The organism is Mycobacterium paraffinicum, from assembly GCF_025822865.1.
In the GTDB taxonomy this organism is placed as follows: Bacteria; Actinomycetota; Actinomycetes; order Mycobacteriales; family Mycobacteriaceae; genus Mycobacterium; species Mycobacterium paraffinicum.
The window spans coordinates 167,398-185,491 of sequence record NZ_JACKUR010000023.1 but is presented as its reverse complement, the minus strand read 5'-3'; the positions used below and the strand labels follow the sequence as shown (position 1 = coordinate 185,491).

The 18,094-nt window shown below is 69.6% G+C and carries 13 protein-coding genes; 6 read left to right on the top strand and 7 right to left on the bottom strand.

Annotated elements, in window-relative coordinates:
- Positions 1–6 precede the first annotated feature (6 nt).
- Positions 7–1,089 carry an S-adenosylmethionine:tRNA ribosyltransferase-isomerase gene (locus H7J89_RS13090; RefSeq protein WP_264044120.1) on the bottom strand — a complete coding sequence of 361 codons (1,083 nt, stop codon included), beginning with the start codon at positions 1,087–1,089 and terminating at the stop codon, positions 7–9.
- The gene (locus tag H7J89_RS13085; protein WP_264044119.1) at positions 1,086–1,811 is read right to left on the bottom strand and encodes an SDR family NAD(P)-dependent oxidoreductase; all 726 of its coding nucleotides are present in this window, start codon (positions 1,809–1,811) and stop codon (positions 1,086–1,088) included. The genes H7J89_RS13090 and H7J89_RS13085 overlap by 4 nt, the downstream gene beginning before the upstream one ends.
- 59 nt (positions 1,812–1,870) lie before the next feature.
- On the opposite strand from H7J89_RS13085, the gene soxR reads away from it, so the two are divergent.
- Complete coding sequence (soxR, locus tag H7J89_RS13080; protein ID WP_264044118.1) at positions 1,871–2,338, top strand: redox-sensitive transcriptional activator SoxR; 468 nt, start codon at positions 1,871–1,873, stop codon at positions 2,336–2,338.
- 9 nt (positions 2,339–2,347) lie between these two features.
- On the opposite strand, the gene H7J89_RS13075 is transcribed toward soxR, so the two are convergent.
- The 3 genes from H7J89_RS13075 to H7J89_RS13065 form a co-directional block, all read right to left on the bottom strand.
- Positions 2,348–4,177, bottom strand: coding sequence for a phosphoenolpyruvate carboxykinase (GTP) (locus H7J89_RS13075; protein WP_264044117.1), 1,830 nt, complete (start codon positions 4,175–4,177; stop codon positions 2,348–2,350).
- 149 nt (positions 4,178–4,326) lie between these two features.
- A complete protein-coding gene (locus H7J89_RS13070) occupies positions 4,327–5,904 on the bottom strand; it encodes a hypothetical protein (RefSeq protein WP_264044116.1) in 1,578 nt (525 codons plus the stop codon).
- Positions 5,901–6,995 (bottom strand): hypothetical protein, encoded by a 1,095-nt coding sequence (locus H7J89_RS13065; protein WP_264044115.1) that lies wholly within the window; start codon positions 6,993–6,995, stop codon positions 5,901–5,903. The genes H7J89_RS13070 and H7J89_RS13065 overlap by 4 nt, the downstream gene beginning before the upstream one ends.
- A gap of 170 nt (positions 6,996–7,165) precedes the next feature.
- Between H7J89_RS13065 and trmB the strand changes: the two genes are divergently transcribed.
- From trmB to mmpL3, 3 genes are read left to right on the top strand one after another with little or no spacing between them, the layout of a single operon-like run.
- On the top strand, positions 7,166–7,957 hold the full coding sequence (gene trmB / locus H7J89_RS13060; RefSeq protein WP_264044270.1) for a tRNA (guanosine(46)-N7)-methyltransferase TrmB: 792 nt from the start codon (positions 7,166–7,168) through the stop codon (positions 7,955–7,957).
- Between the two features lie 9 nt (positions 7,958–7,966).
- Positions 7,967–8,671, top strand: a complete 705-nt coding sequence (locus tag H7J89_RS13055; RefSeq protein ID WP_264044114.1) for an NYN domain-containing protein — start codon at positions 7,967–7,969, stop codon at positions 8,669–8,671.
- Positions 8,672–8,720: 49 nt separating this feature from the next.
- On the top strand, positions 8,721–11,654 hold the full coding sequence (mmpL3, locus tag H7J89_RS13050) for a trehalose monomycolate exporter MmpL3 (RefSeq protein WP_264044113.1): 2,934 nt from the start codon (positions 8,721–8,723) through the stop codon (positions 11,652–11,654).
- Between the two features lie 4 nt (positions 11,655–11,658).
- Here the strand turns inward: mmpL3 and H7J89_RS13045 are convergent, their stop codons facing one another.
- A complete protein-coding gene (locus tag H7J89_RS13045) occupies positions 11,659–12,804 on the bottom strand; it encodes an AI-2E family transporter (protein WP_264044112.1) in 1,146 nt (381 codons plus the stop codon).
- Positions 12,805–12,972: 168 nt separating this feature from the next.
- On the opposite strand from H7J89_RS13045, the gene H7J89_RS13040 reads away from it, so the two are divergent.
- On the top strand, positions 12,973–14,142 hold the full coding sequence (locus H7J89_RS13040) for a lysylphosphatidylglycerol synthase transmembrane domain-containing protein (RefSeq protein WP_264044111.1): 1,170 nt from the start codon (positions 12,973–12,975) through the stop codon (positions 14,140–14,142).
- On the opposite strand, the gene H7J89_RS13035 is transcribed toward H7J89_RS13040, so the two are convergent.
- The gene (locus H7J89_RS13035; protein ID WP_264044110.1) at positions 14,139–14,678 is read right to left on the bottom strand and encodes a hemophore; all 540 of its coding nucleotides are present in this window, start codon (positions 14,676–14,678) and stop codon (positions 14,139–14,141) included. The two genes, H7J89_RS13040 and H7J89_RS13035, sit on opposite strands and share 4 nt — an antisense overlap.
- Before the next feature lie 328 nt (positions 14,679–15,006).
- Between H7J89_RS13035 and H7J89_RS13030 the strand changes: the two genes are divergently transcribed.
- Positions 15,007–18,051, top strand: coding sequence for an MMPL family transporter (locus H7J89_RS13030; RefSeq protein WP_264044109.1), 3,045 nt, complete (start codon positions 15,007–15,009; stop codon positions 18,049–18,051).
- Positions 18,052–18,094 lie beyond the last annotated feature (43 nt).

The following is an 18,094-nucleotide window of genomic DNA, read 5'->3' as shown; positions in this document are numbered from 1 at the left end:
GTCGCGCTACTCCCCGGCAAGCGGGCGGTGCTTCCCCGGGAGCAGGAGGGCGCTGTCGCCGAATTCATGCCAGAGATAGCCGTGTATGAGGGCTTCCCGGTAGGCGGCACCGACAAGTTCCGAGCCCGCGACCGCCTCGAGCAGCAGCAGGTGCGAGGCGCCGGCATCATGCCACCCGGTGATCAGGCCGTCGACCACCCGGCAGGGCCGGCCGGGGCCGAGCACCAGATCGGTCCAGCCGGCCGCCTGCCGTACCACTCCGCCGGCGGTGGCCGCCGACTCCAGGGCGCGGGTCGCGGTGGTGCCGACGGCGATCACCCGGCTGCCGGCCTCGTGCGTCGAGTTGACCAGCCGCGCGGTGGCCGACGGCACGTCGAACCATTCGGGGGTCGGGGGTTCGCCCGCCTCCGCCGACGACACACCCGCGTGCAGCGTGATCGGCGCGATCCCGATTCCAGCCGAGACTAGACCGGTCACCAGCTCCACACTAAATGGCCTTGCCGCGCTTGGCATTTCGGCGCTACCGGGGTGCCGGGCGAAGACGGTCTGATAGTAGCGCAGCGGCCACTGTCGCGGCACATACGAATACCTGATCGGCCGCCCGCGCCGGGCGAGGTACGACCCGACCCCGCTCGCGGGGCCTTCGATGACCACCCGCGCGGTCCACAACCTGGCGCCCTCGACCCCGGCTTCCGGATAGGACGAGCCGATGACGAGCGCTGCGCCACCGGGCATCTCGATGCGTTCACCGGGCCGGATGTCGGTGAGATGTCCGGTCGCCTGCGCCGCGGGCCGCAGCTCCACCACCCAGCTATGCGTTGCGCGCGCCATCGAGAAGTGCACGGCGATGGCCCGCCCGGCACGGTGGGCATCGACGGCAGCGGGCATGGTGGCGGAGTTGTTCACCACCAGGAGATCCCCGGGCCGCAGGTGATCGCCGAGGTCGGCAAAGCGGGCGTGGCTGACCCCGCCCGGCCGGGCGACCAGCAGTTTGACCGCGTCGCGGGCGACGCCGTGCGCCTCCGGCGGCTCGACGGCGTCGGTGCCGGGGGGACGGCGGAACCGGGTGGTGGGCGTCGCGAGAGTCATCGCAGAACCCCGGACGGTGCCAGGTCCGCGGATCGGTAACGGCCCGAGGGGGGCCGCGTGTCCAGCAGGCGCAGTAAGGCCGGCACGACGGACTCCGGTTCGGCCCGGTCGGAGATGTCCTCACCGGGGAATGCGGCCTGGTGCATCTCGGTGCGCATGTCGCCCGGATCGAAGGCGTAAACCGGGACCTCCGGGGTCGCCGACACCTCCGTGGCCAGGACCGCCGACAGCTGATCCAGCGCGGCCTTCGACGAGCCGTACCCGCCCCACCCCGGGTAAGCCTCGACGGCGGCGTCGGACGTCAGATTGACGATCGCCCCCGCATTGTCGCGAAGGACCGGCAGCACCGCCTGAATCAGCGCGAGCGGGGCGAACACGTTGGCCGCATAGACCGCCCATAGCTCGCGGAGCGGGTAGTCGGCGAGTGCCGGTTGCGGGCTGGGCCCGAGACGGCTGGCGTTGTTCACCAGAAGCCGAAGAGGTCCAGCCCCGATTGCGGCGGCGACCAGTGCGCCACGGTGCGAGGCGTCGGTGACGTCACCGGGCAGCGCGATCAATCCGGCTGAATTCAGTTCTGTAACGGTGCGTTTCAGGTCAGTGCTGCGGCGGGCATCGGCGACGACGGTCCACCCCCGGTCGAGCAGGGCGGCGGTCACCGCCCTACCGAACCCGCGCGAGGCGCCCGTGACGATGGCTACGGGACGGGATTGAGATTGAGTCATACGGCAATACTGATAGTTGAAGTAAACTTTAAGTCAAGTCTTCGGATCGAGGGAGCCACATGGACAAGCGGGATCTGTTCACCGTCAGCGAGATCGCCCGCCGCAGCGGCTTCGCCCCCTCGGCGATCCGCTTCTACGAGGGCCAGGGCCTCATCGCGGCGACTCGGACGGCCGGCGGCCAGCGCCGGTTCGAGCGACAGATGTTGCGCCGCTTGGCTTTTATCCGCGCCGCTCGAAACGTCGGCTTGACCCTGGACGAGATCGCCGACGCCCTGGCGACGCTTCCCGACGGCCGCACCCCCACCAGGACCGACTGGACGCGGCTATCCAAGACTTGGCGCACCCGCCTCGATGACCAGATCGCCGGGCTGATCGCGCTGCGCGACAATCTCGACTCGTGCATCGGCTGCGGATGCCTGTCGCTGAAGCGCTGCGCCATCTCCAATCCGGGCGACTCGGCAGCGGTCGCCGGCGCGGGTGCGGTGTATCTGCCGAAGTCGCTGCGACGGCAGGCGATCAGCGGCTAGCGCCGAGGCCTAGTCGGCGTCGGCCAGACGCTGCTTGAGCGCCTCGAACTCGTCCTTGACGCCCGTGGGCAGCTTGTCGCCGACGAACTCGAACCACTCTTCGATCAGCGGAAGCTCCTGGCGCCACTCGTCGGCGTTGACCGCGAGCGCCTTCTCGACGTCCCCGGCCTCGACGTCGAGGCCGTCCAGGTCCAGGTCCGCCGCGGCCGGCACGACGCCGATCGGGGTGTCCTGGCCGCCGGCCTGGTGCTCGATGCGGTCGACGATCCACTTCAGGACGCGGCTGTTCTCGCCGAAGCCCGGCCACAGGAACTCGCCCTGGTCGCCGCGGCGGAACCAGTTGACGAAGAACACCTTCGGCATCTTGGACTCGTCGGAGTTCTTGCCGAGGTCGAGCCAGTGCTGGAAGTAGTCACCGACGTGGTAGCCCAGGAACGGCAGCATGGCCATCGGGTCGCGGCGCACCGTGCCGACCTTGCCTTCGGCCGCGGCGGTCTGCTCACTGCCCATGGTGGCGCCCATGAACACGCCGTGCTGCCAGTCGCGGGCCTGCGTCACCAACGGCACCGTGGTCTTGCGGCGGGCGCCGAACAGGATGCCCGAGATCGGCACGCCCTGCGGGTCGTCCCACTCCGGCGCCAGGATGGGGCACTGCGACATCGGCGTGCAGTAACGCGAGTTCGGGTGCGCCGCTTTGGTTTCCGTCTCGCGGATGTACCAGTCGTTGCCCTTCCAGTCGATCAGGTGATCCGGCTCGCCCTCCAGGCCTTCCCACCACACCTCGTCGTCGTCGGTGAGCGCGACGTTGGTGAAGACGGTGTTCCCCGCGGCGATGGTGCGCATGGCGTTGGGGTTGGACTTCCAGTTGGTGCCCGGCGCGACCCCGAAGAAACCGAACTCGGGGTTGACCGCGTAGAGCCGGCCGTCCTTGCCGAACCGCATCCAGGCGATGTCGTCGCCCAGGGTCTCGGCGCGCCAGCCCGGGATGGTGGGCTGCAGCATCGCGAGGTTGGTCTTGCCGCAGGCCGACGGGAAGGCCGCGGCGAAGTAGTACGCCTTGTTCTCGGGGGAGATCAGCTTGAGGATCAGCATGTGCTCGGCCAGCCAGCCCTCGTCGTGGGCCATCGCCGACGCGATGCGCAGCGAGTAGCACTTCTTACCCAGTAGCGCGTTGCCGCCGTAGCCGGAGCCGTAGCTCCAGATCTCGCGGGTCTCCGGGAAGTGGGTGATGTACTTGGTGTCGTTGCAGGGCCACGGCACGTCCTGCTGGCCGGGCTCCAGCGGGGCGCCCACCGAGTGCAGCGCCTTGACGAAGAACCCGTCGTCGCCCATCTTTTCCAGGGCTGCCTTGCCCATCCGGGTCATCGTGCGCATGGACACGACGACGTACTCGGAGTCGGTGATCTCCACGCCCAGCTTGGGGTCGTCCGCGCCGAGCGGGCCCATGCAGAACGGCACCACGTACATGGTGCGGCCGCGCATGCAGCCGCGGTACAGGTCGGTCATCAGGCCCCGCATCTCGGCCGGTTCCATCCAGTTGTTGGTGGGGCCGGCGTCGATCTCGCGCTCGGAGCAGATGAAGGTCCGCGACTCCACCCGCGCCACGTCGGACGGGTCGGACAACGCCAGGTAGGAGTTGGGGTGCTTCTTCTCGTTCAGCTTCGTGAACGTGCCCGCCTCGACCAGCTGACCGGCGAGCCGATCGAACTCTTCGGCGGAGCCGTCGGTGAACACCACGCGCTCGGGCTGCGTGAGCTCGGCGACCTCCCGTACCCACGACAGCAGCCCCTGATGCTTCGTGGGCGCGGTGTCCAATCCGGGGATGGTCGCTGAGGTCATCGAAGTCTCCTGAATTCTTCTGCGTACTCGGGCTTCTTTTGGGTGCCTAACGCATATGCGGTCGCCCACACAACGGTTGACATGGTGGCGTTAACTACAGGTTATCGTGAGCACCTTGTCGGGGAAGTCTCGGGCAGGTATAAGCCTTCTCACAACAACGATTCAGAAGATCCGCCAGAATCTCCATCGCCGCTCCTAGAAGCCGGTTTTTCGGTTGCCTCGATTTCTCCGTCCAATTTGCCGTCGGACGCTTCATCGGTGGCCGAAGATATACCCGCTTCACCCAGTTCCGCACGAACGGCGTCCAGGGCCGCCAGCACCGTCGGCAGCTCCCGCTCCCGCGCGGCGGCGGCCCGCGACGCGGCCATGGCATGGGCGCGCAGCTCGCGGTCGATGGCGCTGACCTGGTCGCTCACCTCGGCGTTCTCCACCTCGTCCTGGGCCAGCACCGCTTTGCTGAGCACCGACTCGGCCACCAGGACGCGGGTGGCCACCAGCTCCTCCGCCACCGATCGCAGCGAGGAGGTCACATCGCCCGCCCAGCGGTCCAGGAGCGCCCGGTCGCGCAGCAGGCTACGGATATTGACCACCAGGAGGGTGACCGCCAGCCCGATCGCCACGCACGTCACCGCCGCGACGACGGACAGCGCGGGACTGAGCCGAGCGGCCGGCCCGCTCATCAGCCGGCTCAGGGTCAGCGCCACGCCCAGGCCGAACCCGGCGCCCAGCAGCATCATCAGCCAGGTCTCGTGCCGCCGCGATTTCAGCGGGGGCGGAGGGACGTCGACCGTCGGCAGCTCCTCGACTGCCGGCAGCGTCGTCGCGACCCCCACCACCTGCGCGACATCCGCAAGGTGGCTGGCGGTGCCCTCGTTCACTTCGGCGACCAACTCGTCGAGCCGGCCACGCGTGTGCGCCTCGAAGCCGGGCATGTGGCGCCGGGACAATCCCGCGGCGTCTTCCTGCAGCTCGCTACGCACCGACGAGCAACGATTGCGGGCGAAGTGGGACAGCTGGACCCGCGCCTGCTGAATCTGACCGCGCAACGTGATGGTGCGTTCGGTCTTCGCCTCGCGCCTCTGCCGCAGCGCCGTGCTGCGCTCGTCGCGCAGCGCGTCGACCCGAGCCCGCCGCCCGGCGCCGTCGGCGTCGCGGTCGAACCGCTGCGCCACGGTCCTGAGCCGGAACTCCCACGCCCGCAGCCGGTTTCGGCGCGCGGCCTCGGAGTCGGCCAACCGCGTCGACAGCGTCTGCACCAAATCGTCGACGTCCTGCTCGCCGAGGTCGGGCATGGCGGCCGCCCCCACCCAGGGCACGCCGCGGTAACGCGGCGCGTGCGCGGCCAGCGTCTCGCGGTTGGCGGCCAGCACGTCGCGCCAGGCGCGATGCACGTCGATCTTGGACACCACTGGAACCACCACATCGGTGTGCGCGGCGGCGGAGTCCAGCAGCGCGCAGTCCGACTGCGTGAGGTGGGCCGCCGCCGAGACGACGAACACCACCGCCGTCGGCGCCTCGCCCGGGCCCAGGTCCGCCGACTCGACGAACTTGTGCTCCGGCAGCCGCTCGCGCAGCGCCGCGGCCACCGCGGTCACCCCGGCCATCCACGGCCCGGTCACCAGCACCACGTCACGGCGGTGGATGGCGGGCGCATCCAGCTCCGGACCGATGCTTGTCACCAGCGCGTCGACGCGGGCGACCGGATCGTCGTGCTGGTCGGCGCTCATCGCCAGTCCCCCAGCGGGTCGCCGGGCAGCGACCCGCAGGCCCGCGACCACAGCCGCATCGAGCCCCTGGCGATGTCGGCCCCGCAGGCGCGGTGCAGCTCGCTCGCCGACACCCGGCTGTAACGCTGCCACCGCACCGCGCGCGGCAGGTGCGCGGACGGGTCGCGGTCCCGATCAGCCGGTTCCCCGTGGTCCGGGTCCAGCCCGGCCGCCTCCGCCAGGTCGACGGCGGCCGCCATCCGGGCGACCACCGTGTCGTCGTGGGACAGGAATCCGCTGATCGTCGCCGCCGATTCCCCCAAGCCGACCGCCAGGGCCTCCAACTCCGCGACGGCGTCCAGCACCCGCTGGTAGCGCACTTCGGCGCCGGCGATCGCAATGTGGGACAGCACGGCGTCGAGACCGCTCGTCCGGCGCAGCAGCGCCCGCACCTGCGCGGCCGTCCTGCCCTGCCGGACGGCGGCGACCCCGATCGCGATGCCGAACAGGTCCAGGGTGTTCAGCAGGCGCAGCCGCACGTCGGCCGGCACCGGATTGTCCGCCGACATGAACCCGGCGAACGAGCCGTCGAGGGAGGCGGCCACCCCGGGGTGTGCGGCCAGCGTCCGCAGCGCCGCCCACAGCGGGGCGTCCAGGTCGTCGACCGCGGCGACGGCGAGCAGGCCGGCCATCGGCACCGTGGGCACGCCCGCCAGTTCGGCAAGCTCCGCGCAACGCGTTCGCGCCACCGCGATCGGCCCGTCCCCGCCGGCGAGGGAACCGGCCAGGTCGGCCTTGTTCAGCACCGCCACCACCGGACGTGCGGCGGCGGCGATCGCGTCGATGTCTTCGGGCTTGACCACCTCGGTGGTCACGTGCACGACGACGTCGACTTCGCGGCCGCCGGCGGTCGTCACCGAGATCCCCGCGGGGGCTCCGGCGCGGTCAAGCGCCCGCGCCACCGTGGCGCACCCCACGCCGCGGCGTCCCCGGACCAGCACGCGCAAGGGCGCGGCCGTTCGCTCGGCGATGGCCGTCACGCGCGGGTCGGCGTGGCCGGCGGCGAACCGCGCCAGCTCGTCGACGAAATCCTGGTGTCCTTGTCCGCTCATCGTCCCCTCATGATCTGCGTTCGGTTCGTTGGATCCGACCCGGGGGCCGGTCGGGTCCCCCCGAATGGTGGCACTTGCGTCACTTTGATGCGAGCCACCGATTGACTGTTACCAGCTGAAGGCAACTGTTGGGTATCAATCTGGACCAGGGGCGGCTACATCACTCGGTTATGGGCCACCATGGACAAATGCATGCGCAACCCCGGGCGGGAGCGTTCCCCGACGCGCCTGAGGAGGAGTCGGACGACCGTCGCGGCCAGCGCTACCTTCCGGCATCGAGCTTTCGCTCCCGACGATCCGCCCTTTCCGACGCCCAGCGGCAGACCTGGGAGCGGCGGTGGCCGGAGCTGGGCCTGTCCCTGGACGCCGCGGCCGGCGAAGGCGACGGCGCCGGACAGGCGCCGCTGGACACCCGCGCATGGTTTGGCCGCCAGGCGCCGCTGGTGCTCGAAATCGGTTGCGGCAGCGGCATATCCACGCTGGCGATGGCTAAGGATGAGCCCGATGTCGATGTGATCGCGGTGGAAATCTACAAGCGCGGGCTGGCGCAGCTGCTGTGCGCGATCGACCGCGAGGGGGTCGGCAACATCCGCTTGATCCGCGGCAACGGGGTCGAGGTGCTGCAGCGGCTGATCCCGTCCGGTTCGCTGACCGGGGTGCGGGTGTTCTTTCCCGATCCCTGGCCCAAGGCCCGTCATCACAAGCGCCGGTTTCTGCAACCGGGCACGATTGGCCTCATCGCCGACCGGTTACTCCCTGGTGGTGTCCTGCACGCCGCGACGGACCACCCCGGGTACGCCGAACACATCGGCGAGGTCGGCGACGCCGAGCCGCGGCTGCGTCGCGTCGATGCCGCCAGCCGGCTGCCGATCTCGGTGGTGCGGCCCACCACCAAATACGAGACGAAGGCCCACGAGGCGGGCAGCGCCGTGACCGAATTCATCTGGCTACGACATGAGTAGGCGATGACTATGAGCCTGGCGGAAGAACAGACCACGGCAGCTGAACCTTTGCCGGCGTTGCCCGACGACGCGCTCGGCAGCTTCTCGCCGCCGGGCGGGCGCGTATTGCTGGTGTGGGACGCGCCCAACCTCGACATGGGGCTCGGGTCGATCCTGGGGCGACGCCCCACCGCCCTGGAGCGTCCGCGGTTCGACGCCCTGGGGCGCTGGTTGCTGGCGCGCACGGCCGAGATCAGTGCCGGCCGGCCGGGCGTCATCGTCGAACCCGAGGCCACCGTCTTCACCAACATCGCGCCCGGCAGCGCCGACGTGGTCCGCCCCTGGGTGGACGCCCTTCGTAACGTGGGATTCGCGGTCTTCGCCAAACCGAAGATCGACGAGGACAGTGACGTCGACCGCGACATGCTCGCCCACATCGAACTGCGACGCAGCGAAGGGCTGGCGGCGCTGGTGGTGGCGTCGGCCGACGGCCAGGCGTTTCGCCAACCGCTCGAGGAGATAGCACGCTCCGGGGTCACCGTTCAAGTCATCGGATTTCGCGAACATGCGAGTTGGGCGCTAGCGTCGGATACCTTGGACTTTGTCGACCTGGAAGACATCAGCGGTGTGTTCCGGGAGCCCTTGCCGCGGATCGGCCTAGATTCGCTGCCTGACCAGGGAGCATGGCTGCAGCCGTTCCGGCCGCTGTCCGCTCTGTTGACCGCGCGTGTGTGACACTGGAAAACCGATGCGCGGGTCGTTGACGATCCAGTAAGGAGCTTGCGTGTTCGCCTGGTGGGGTCGAACTGTGTACTGCTACCGGTACATCGTTATCGGGGTCACGGTAGCTCTGTGCCTTCTCGGCGGCGTCTTCGGGGTCAGCCTCGGCAAGCATGTCACCCAGAGCGGTTTCTACGACGACGGCAGTCAGTCCGTCAAGGCCTCGGTGCTGGGCGACCAGACCTACGGCCGCGACCGCACCAGCCACGTCGTGGCCACGTTCACGGCTCCCAGCGGACAGACCGTCGATGACGCCGCGTGGCGGGACAAGATCGTCGGCGAGCTCAACAAGTTCAAGACCGACCATCCCGACCAGGTCGTCGGCTGGGCCGGGTGGCTGGCGGCACCGGAGAGCACGAATCCCCTGATCAAGGGGATGGTCAGCGAGGACAAGAAACACACGTTCGTGTCCATCCCGCTGAAGGGCGACGACGACGACAGCATCCTCAACAACTACAAGGCCATCGCGCCGGCGCTGCAGAAGCTCGACGGCGGCACGGTGCAGCTCGCCGGCCTCGAGCCGATCGCCAACGCCCTGACCGGCACCATCGCCACGGACCAGCGCCGCATGGAGGTGCTGGCGCTACCACTGGTCACGGTGGTGCTGTTCCTGGTGTTCGGCGGCGCGATCGCCGCCGGCCTGCCGGCCATCGTGGGCGGCCTCAGCATCGCCGGAGCCCTGGGCATCCTGCGGCTCGTCGCGGTATTCGGGCCGGTGCACTTCTTCGCCCAGCCGGTGGTCTCGCTGATCGGGCTCGGCATCGCCATCGACTACGGGCTATTCGTGGTCAGCCGGTTCCGGGAGGAGATCGCCGAGGGCTACGACACCGAGGCCGCCGTGCGACGCACCGTCATGACGGCCGGTCGCACGGTGACGTTCTCGGCGGTGCTGATCATCGCCTCGAGCGCCAGCCTGCTGGTGTTGCCGCAGGGCTTCGTGCATTCGCTGACCTACGCGATCTTCGCGGCGGTGGGGCTGGCGGCGCTGCTGTCGATCACATTCCTGCCGGCGTGCCTGGGCATCCTGGGCCGCCACGTCGACGCGCTGGGCGTGCGGACGGCGTTCCGGGTGCCGTTCCTGCGGAACTGGAAGTACTCGCGGGCCTACCTCAACTGGCTGGCGGACCGGCTGCAGAAGACCAAGACGCGCGAGGAGGTCGAGGCCGGTTTCTGGGGCAAGCTCGTCAACTGGGTGATGAAGCGCCCGCTGGCCTTCGCCATCCCGATCGCCGTCGGCATGATCCTGCTGGTCATCCCGCTGGGCAACCTGTCGTTCGGCGGCATGAGCGAGAAGTACCTGCCGCCCAACAACCCCGTGCGCCTGGCGCAGGAACACTTCGACAAGCAATTCCCCGGATACCGCACCGAACAGCTGACGGTCGTGATCGAGAGCACCAACCACAGCAAGGTGACCGACCAGCAGGTGGCCGACATCCGCAGCCGGATCAGTTCCATCTCCGGGTTCACCGACAAGACCTGGGAGGAGCGGCCCTGCCCGACCATCGCCGGGAACCCCTGCGTCGCCGGACCGAACGGGACGACGGTGCCCAAGGACGGCTCGGTGCGGGTGATCCAGAACGGCCTGCTCAATAAGAGCGACGCCGCCAAGAAGATCAGCGAACTGCGGGCGGTGAGCCCGCCGAAGGGCCTCGCCCTGCTGGTCGGTGGCACACCGGCGCTGGAGCAGGACAGCATCCACAGCCTGGCCGCGAAGGGCCCACTGATGCTGGTGCTGCTGCTCAGCGCCACGCTTCTGTTGATGTTCCTGGCGTTCGGCTCGGTGGTGTTGCCGATCAAGGCGGTGCTGATGAGCGCGCTGACGCTGGGATCCACCCTGGGCATCCTGACCTGGATCTTCGTCGACGGGCACCTATCGCATTTGCTGAATTTCACGCCGACTTCACTGATGGTGGTGCTCATCGCGCTGGTCGTGGCGGTCGGTTTCGGCCTGGCCACCGACTACGAGGTGTTCCTGGTCTCCCGCATGGTCGAGGCACGCGAACGCGGCATGTCGACCGCCGAGGCCATCCGGATCGGCACCGCGACCACCGGGCGCTTGATCACGGCCGCCGCGCTCGTACTCGCCGTGGTCGCCGGTTCGTTCGTGTTCTCCGACCTGGTGTTGATGAAATACCTGGCGTTCGGCCTGATGGCGGCCCTGCTGCTGGACGCCACCGTGGTCCGCATGTTCCTGGTGCCTTCGGTGATGAAGCTGCTCGGCGACGACTGCTGGTGGGCCCCGCGCTGGGCGAGGCGCCTGCAGAACAAGATCGGGCTGGGCGAGATCGACCTGCCCGACGAGCGCAAGCGGCCGACCCTCAACGGGCGGCCCGCGCGGCCCCCGGTGGCGGCCAGCCTGGTCGCCGCCGGGCCGCGCCCGCCGCACGACCCCACGCACCCCGCGGCCCTCGAGCCGTCGCGGGCGACCCGTCCGGGGCCGGCCGAACCCAAGCCCGGCACGGAAGTGCCAGCGGGCGCGGCGATGCGCTCCGCGCCGCCCGCGGCCGACGCCGCCGACACCACGCGTCTGCAGACCCGGCCGGGTCAGCCGACCGAGGCCAAGACGACGCGCCTCTCGGTGCCCAACGCCGCCCCCGCCGGCCCGGCGCACCACCCCGCCCACGAGCGGCCGGCCAATGCCGCCCCGCCCGCACCGGCGCGACCTTCCGCGCCTGGGCCCGCCGCGCCGCCGGCACCACCGTCCGGCGGCGAAACCCGGGCGATCCCGGTGCCCCCCAACCGTTCTGACGACAAGGGCGACGCCGTGGAACCCACCACCGCCATCCCGTCCGTGCGGCCGGAGGGCAACGACCCCGACGCCGCCACGGAGAAGCTGAACCCGCGCGGACAGGCCGATAACGGCGACGCGCGCCAGCGCCGGCGTTCGGGCGGTGGTTTGTCCGCCCAGGATTTGCTGCGCCGCGAAGGTCGGCTGTAGGGCCTCAGTCGGCCTTCGCTTTGGGTTCGTCCGGTTCGGCCTGCATGATGCTGCCCTCGTCGGCCTCTTCGGTCTGCTTCTCGGCTTCGGCCTCCGGATCCGGGGCTAGCAGCACCTGCATCGCGTTGTTGAGGAACGCGACCGTCGGCACGGCCAGCAGCGCGCCGACGATCCCGGCGAGTACGCCGCCGGTGGAGATGGCGAGCACCACCGCGAGCGGGTGAATCGAGACCGCGCGACCCATCACCAGCGGCTGCAGCACGTGGGCCTCCAGCTGGTTCACCGCGATCAGCAAACCGAGCGTGATCAGTGCGTACACAATGCCTTTGGCCAACAGGGCGACCACCACGGCCACCAGCCCCGAGATCAGGGCACCGACGAGCGGGATGAAGGCGCCCAGGAACACCAGGGAGGCCAGCGGCAGCGCCAGCGGGATGCCCATGATCGCCAGGCCCGTGCCCACCCCGGCGGCGTCGGTCAGGGCCACCAGGAAGGTGGCGCGCACGTATCCGGTCAACGACCCGTAGCCGGCCCGGCCCGCCTCGCTCACCCGGTCGCGGACGTCGGCCGGGAAGACCTTGGACACGTAAGCCCAGATGTTGCGGCCGCCGTAGAGGAAGAAGATGAGCGTGAACAGCACCAGCACCGCGGCCGTGACCAGCTCGGTGATGGTGGCCGCGGTGGACAGGGCGCCGCTTTCCAGCTTCGCCTGATTGTTGCGCAGCGCCTCGATGGCGGCGTTGCCCGCGTTGTCGATCTGTTCGCGGCGCAAATGCGCCGGCCCGTGGATCAGCCAGCGCCGGGTGGACTCGATGCTGCGGGTCACCTGCTCGGTGAGGCCCGGCAGACCGTCGATGAACTGGATGACGACGAACGCGAGGATGCCGCCCAGGATCGCGAACCCACCCAGCAGCACCATCGCCACCGCCCCGCCGCGGGGCAGGCCGCGCCGGTCGAGCCAGTCGACCACCGGCAACAGCAGGGCGCTGAGCAGCAGCGCCACCAGCACCGGGACGATGATGATCTCGAGCCTCTTCACCACCCACAGCAGGGCGAGCAGCGCGGCGAGGATGACCAGCAAACGCCAGGCCCAGGCTGCGGTCTTGCGGACGAGGGGTTCGACCGAAGCGTCGTCGGTGTTTGCCGGCATTGGGTGAGCCTATCCGGCGCGGGGCACCGCCAAACGTGCGCGGATGCGTCCGCACGCCGGCCGGCCACGGCCAGCCCGGCACGATCCGGTTACGACCCCGGAACTTCCGAGACACGGTCGGCGACGCGCGACGATCCCCGCGCCACCTGCACCGTTACCCTAAATCACGTGTCGCACGACGCACCCGCCCGCAATCTCGAATTCCCGCGCGAAGAGGCCCCGCGCGGGAAGTACTGGTGGCTGCGGTGGGTGATCCTCGGGATCGTCGCCATCGTGCTTGCCGTGGAGGTCGCCCTGGGCTGGCATCAGCTGGCCAAGGCCTGGATGAGCGTGTACGAGGCGAACTGGTGGTGGCTGCTGGCGTCGGTGGTGGCATCGGCCGCGTCGATGCACAGCTTCGCGCAAATCCAGCGCACGCTGCTGCGGTCGGCCGGCGTACACGTCAAACAATTGCGATCCGAAGCCGCCATCTATGCCGCCAACTCGCTGAGCACCACGCTGCCCGGGGGACCGGTGCTTTCCGCCACGTTTTTGCTTCGGCAGCAACGGCTTTGGGGCGCCTCGACGGTGGTCGCGTCGTGGCAGCTGGTGATGGGGGGCGTCCTGCAGGCCGTCGGCCTGGCGCTGCTGGGGCTGGGCGGCGCGTTCTTCCTCGGTGCGAAGAACAACCCCTTTTCGTTGCTGTTCACCCTCGGCGGCTTCGTCGCGTTGCTCATTCTCGCCCAGGCCGTCGCTTCACGGCCCGAGCTGATCGACGGCATCGGCGGCCGGGTGTTGTCCTGGGTCAACTCCGTCCGCGGGCGGCCCGCCGACACCGGCCTGGACAGGTGGCGCCAAACCCTGATGCAGCTGGAATCGGTGAGCCTGGGCCGGCGCGACATGGGGGTGGCGTTCGGTTGGTCGATGTTCAACTGGGTCGCCGACGTGGCGTGCCTCGGCTTCGCGGCGTACGCCGCCGGGGACCACGCGTCGGTCGCCGGGCTGACGGTGGCCTACGCGGCCGCCCGCGCCGTCGGCACCATACCGCTGATGCCGGGCGGGTTGTTGGTGGTGGAGGCGGTGCTGGTGCCCGGGCTGGTGTCCAGCGGCATGTCGCTGCCCAACGCGATCTCGGCGATGCTGATCTACCGGCTGATCAGCTGGTTGCTGATGTCCGCCATCGGCTGGGTGGTGTTCTTCTTCGTGTTCCGCACGGAGAACGTCGCCGTCCCGGACGAGGAGGAGCCCCTGCCCGACACCGAACCGACCGCGCAGCAGAACCAGCCCGCCAACGATCCGACCGAGACCGCCCTACAGGGCCCGTTACCGCCCGACCGCAGCGCGGAAACCGAGAACTAGCCGGCGGTGTTGCCGCGCGACGGGCCCGACAGCGGGTTGGCCGGCGCCGGTGCGACGGGGCCGGTGGCGGCCGGCGTGCCGGCCAGCGGTGACGCCCCTGCCGCATTACCCGGCAGGGCGGGTAGCCCACCGGCGGCGCCCTGCGCCTGCTGCATCATGCCCATCGCCTGGGCGGGCGAGATCGGCAACTTGCACTGCAGCGACAGGTTGGTCAGGGGCTGGGCAATCGACGTCATGTCGCCGGCCACCTTGGGGTTGGCCTCGAAGTAGGACTTCAGCCCGGTCATCGACTGCGGGCCCGCCTGCTGCTGCAGCATCGACGTCATCGTCTGGTTGGTCTCGGGATGCGAGTCCAGGTAGTCCCCCATCGACTTGGATACCGAACCGATCGTCCGGGCGACTTCGCTGGCCGAGCACGGGTCGGTAGCGCCCGTGGCCGGCGGCCCCGCCAGGACGGCGAGGGCGGCGCACGGCAGGGTGGCGGCGATCAAGCCGGCGAAGATTCTGCGGCGCCCGGTCGCGGTGCCTCTCGTCATGGAAACTCCTTCGTGTTTGCGACGTCGCACCCAGCACCGACGCCTCGCAAACGGCTGCAATAGACGGCCTCTTCGATAGCGGAGCTCCCCAGGGCTCAGCGGGCCATCCGACATCCTGCCATCGCCGCCGGCACCCCTGCCAGCCCGAGCGAGGCCCTGTGAGGAAAGTCCCGCCGGTCACCGGCTCACAACGGCTTGGCAGCGTCTTGGCAACAACGCCGTCGTTGCAGCTCAGGAACTAGAAAGCTCACATCATCCACAGGTCGCTGCGGTATTCTCGCCAACACGCGTTACGCGATACACGGGGAGTGACGAAATCCAGCAGTTAATGATGCGCCTCAGCCGCAGCCTGCGTAAGTACCGCTGGTTGGTCTTCACCGGCTGGTTGCTGGCTTTGGTTCCGGCGGTCTATCTCGCCCTGACGCAGTCGGGGAACCTGACCGGCGGCGGTTTCGACGTGGCCGGTTCGCAGTCGCTGCTCGTCCACGACCAGCTCGAGGAGCTCTACCACGACCAGGGGTCGTCCTCGCTGGCCCTGGTGGCCGCGCCCCGCCCCGATGCCAGTTACGCCGACATCAACGACGCGGTCGCGCAACTGAGGCGGACCGCCGCCGAGGTCCCCGGCGTCTCGGAGGTGCCGAACCCCACCCAGCGTCCGCCCCAACCCGACCGGCCGTACGTGCTGTCGCTGCGCCTGGACTCCCGCAACACCAGCGACGTCGCCAAGCAGCTGCGCACCAAGGTCGGCATCAAGGGCGACCAGCCCGGCCAGACCGCCAACGGCCGGGTGCGGCTGTACGTGATCGGCCAGGGCGCGCTGTCCGCCGCCGCGGCGCAGAACACCAAGCACGACATCGCCGCCGCCGAGCGCTGGAACCTGCCGGTGATCCTCATCGTCCTGCTCGCCGTGTTCGGCTCGCTGGCGGCCGCGGCGATCCCGCTTGCCCTCGGCGTCTGCACGGTCGTGGTCACCATGGGCCTGGTCTACCTGCTGTCCGCCTACACGACCATGTCGGTGTTCGTGACCTCGACGGTCTCCATGTTCGGGATCGCCCTCGCCGTCGACTATTCGCTGTTTATCTTGATGCGCTTCCGCGAGGAGCTGCGCTCTGGCCGCGAGCCGCGGGAGGCCGTCGACGCCGCGATGGCCACCTCGGGGCTGGCGGTGGTGCTGTCCGGGATGACCGTCGTCGCCTCGCTCACCGGGATCTACGTGATCAACACCCCGGCGCTGAAATCGATGGCCACCGGGGCGATCCTGGCCGTCGCGGTCGCGATGCTGACCTCGACCACACTGACCCCCGCGGCGCTGGCGACGTTCGGCCGCTCGGCAGCCAAGCGATCGGCATTCCTGCATTGGTCGCGCGGGCCGGAGGGTGGCCAATCGCGGTTCTGGAACCGCTGGATCGGCTGGGTGATGCGCCGGCCGTGGATCTCGGCGCTGGCCGCCTCGCTGGTCCTGCTCGTCATGGCCGCGCCGGCCTCCTCGATGGTGCTCGGCAACAGCCTGTTGCGCCAGTTCGACTCGTCGCACGAAATCCGCGCCGGCGTCGGCGCCGCGGCCCAGGCCCTCGGCCCCGGCGCGCTCGGCCCGATTCGGGTGCTGGTCACCTTCCCGGACGGCGGCGCCGCCTCGCCCGAACACAGCCAGACCATCAGCGCGATCCGGCAGCGGATGACGCAGGCCCCGAACATCGTCTCGGTGGCGCCGCCGCAATTCGCCGAGGACAACGGCAGCACCCTGCTGTCCGCGGTGTTGTCGGTCGACCCCGAGGACATGCGCGCCCGCGAGACGGTCGGCTGGATGCGCGCACAGCTGCCCAAGGTGCCCGACCGGGGAACCGCACGAGTGGACGTCGGCGGCCCGACCGCGCTGATCAAGGACTTCGACGACCAGGTGTCCAAGACCGAGCCGCTGGTGCTGGCCATCGTGGCGCTGATCGCGTTCGTGATGCTGCTGCTCTCGGTCCACTCGGTGTTCCTGGCGCTCAAGGGCGTGCTGATGACCCTGCTGTCGGTCGCGGCCGCCTACGGCAGCCTGGTGATGGTGTTCCAGTGGGGCTGGCTGAAGGACCTCGGGTTCGCCCAGATCAGCTCGATCGACAGCACGGTCCCCCCGCTGGTGCTCGCGATGACCTTCGGGTTGTCGATGGACTACGAGATCTTCCTGCTGACCCGCATCAGGGAACGCTTCCTGCATTCCGGCAACACCCGCGACGCCGTCGCGTACGGCGTGAGCACCAGCGCCCGCACCATCACCAGCGCGGCGCTGATCATGATCGCCGTCTTCATCGGCTTCGCGTTCGCCGGCATGCCGCTGGTGGCCGAGATCGGTGTGGCGTGCGCGGTGGCGATCGCCGTGGACGCGACCGTGGTGCGGCTGGTCTTGGTACCGGCGCTGATGGCGATGTTTGCGCAGTGGAACTGGTGGATCCCGCCATGGCTGTCGCGCGTGCTGCCGTCGGTCGACTTCGACCGGCCGCTGCCGGAGGTCGACCTCGGCGACGTCGTGGTCATTCCCGACGACATATCGGCGCTGACGGCGCCCAACGCCGACCTGCGGATGGTGCTCAAGTCGGCGGCCAAGCTCAAGCACCTGGCGCCCGACGCCATCTGCGTGACCGATCCGCTGGCGTTCACCGGCTGCGGGCGCAGCGGCAAGGAGAGGCAGGGCGCGCAGCTGCGGGGGCCGGACCAGGATCGCGGCCGTGACCCCGGTCAGATTCCCCATCAGGTCAACATCGACGACGAGAAGGCGGGCGTCGCGGTGGGCACCGCCGACCGCAGGACCGGCAGCAACGGTCACACCAACGGCACGGCCAAGAAGTTGGTCGGTGGCCTGACGTCACGCAACGGCATCGCCAAGGCGATCGTGGGGTCGGACCGGCCCGTCCACCCGGTCACGTTGTGGCGGGGGCGGCTCTCGGTCGCCATCGACGCGCTGGAGAGCGAGACCGACACCGCGGACCGGCCGGTCTACGAACGCCGCAGCCCCGTCGAAACCACCCACGTTCAGCTGCCCACCGGCGACCGGCTGCTGGTCCCGACCGGCGCCGAGACGCTGCGGCTGAAGGGCTACCTCATCATGTGCCGTAACAGTCGCCGCGATTACGCCGACTTTGCCGATATGGTTGAAACGTTGGAGCCCGAGACCGCCGCTGTGGTGCTGGCCGGCATGGACAGGTACTACTGTTGTCAGTCGCCCAGGCGGGAATGGATCGCCACCCAGTTGGTCCGTCGACTCGCTGATCCGGATCCCTGTGATTTGAACGACGAGCAGGGGTCGTCCGAGGCCGACGCCCACCCCGACTGGGAAGAGATCAGGCAGCGCTGCCTGTCGGTGGCCGTAGCGATGCTGGAGGAGGCGAGGTGACGTTGGCACCTGACCGACGCTCCACACTGCCGTCCCACCGGCC

Bases quoted from the DNA above. Each gene is read 5' to 3' on its own strand.
- soxR (WP_264044118.1), top strand. From the start codon at position 1,871: ATGGACAAGCGGGATCTGTTCACCGTCAGCGAGATCGCCCGCCGCAGC.
- H7J89_RS13085 (WP_264044119.1), bottom strand. From the start codon at position 1,811: ATGACTCAATCTCAATCCCGTCCCGTAGCCATCGTCACGGGCGCCTCG.
- H7J89_RS13055 (WP_264044114.1), top strand. From the start codon at position 7,967: ATGAGCCTGGCGGAAGAACAGACCACGGCAGCTGAACCTTTGCCGGCG.
- trmB (WP_264044270.1), top strand. From the start codon at position 7,166: ATGGGCCACCATGGACAAATGCATGCGCAACCCCGGGCGGGAGCGTTC.
- H7J89_RS13035 (WP_264044110.1), bottom strand. From the start codon at position 14,678: ATGACGAGAGGCACCGCGACCGGGCGCCGCAGAATCTTCGCCGGCTTG.
- H7J89_RS13075 (WP_264044117.1), bottom strand. From the start codon at position 4,177: ATGACCTCAGCGACCATCCCCGGATTGGACACCGCGCCCACGAAGCAT.
- H7J89_RS13065 (WP_264044115.1), bottom strand. From the start codon at position 6,995: ATGAGCGGACAAGGACACCAGGATTTCGTCGACGAGCTGGCGCGGTTC.
- H7J89_RS13070 (WP_264044116.1), bottom strand. From the start codon at position 5,904: ATGAGCGCCGACCAGCACGACGATCCGGTCGCCCGCGTCGACGCGCTG.
- H7J89_RS13090 (WP_264044120.1), bottom strand. From the start codon at position 1,089: ATGACTCTCGCGACGCCCACCACCCGGTTCCGCCGTCCCCCCGGCACC.
- H7J89_RS13030 (WP_264044109.1), top strand. From the start codon at position 15,007: ATGATGCGCCTCAGCCGCAGCCTGCGTAAGTACCGCTGGTTGGTCTTC.
- H7J89_RS13045 (WP_264044112.1), bottom strand. From the start codon at position 12,804: ATGCCGGCAAACACCGACGACGCTTCGGTCGAACCCCTCGTCCGCAAG.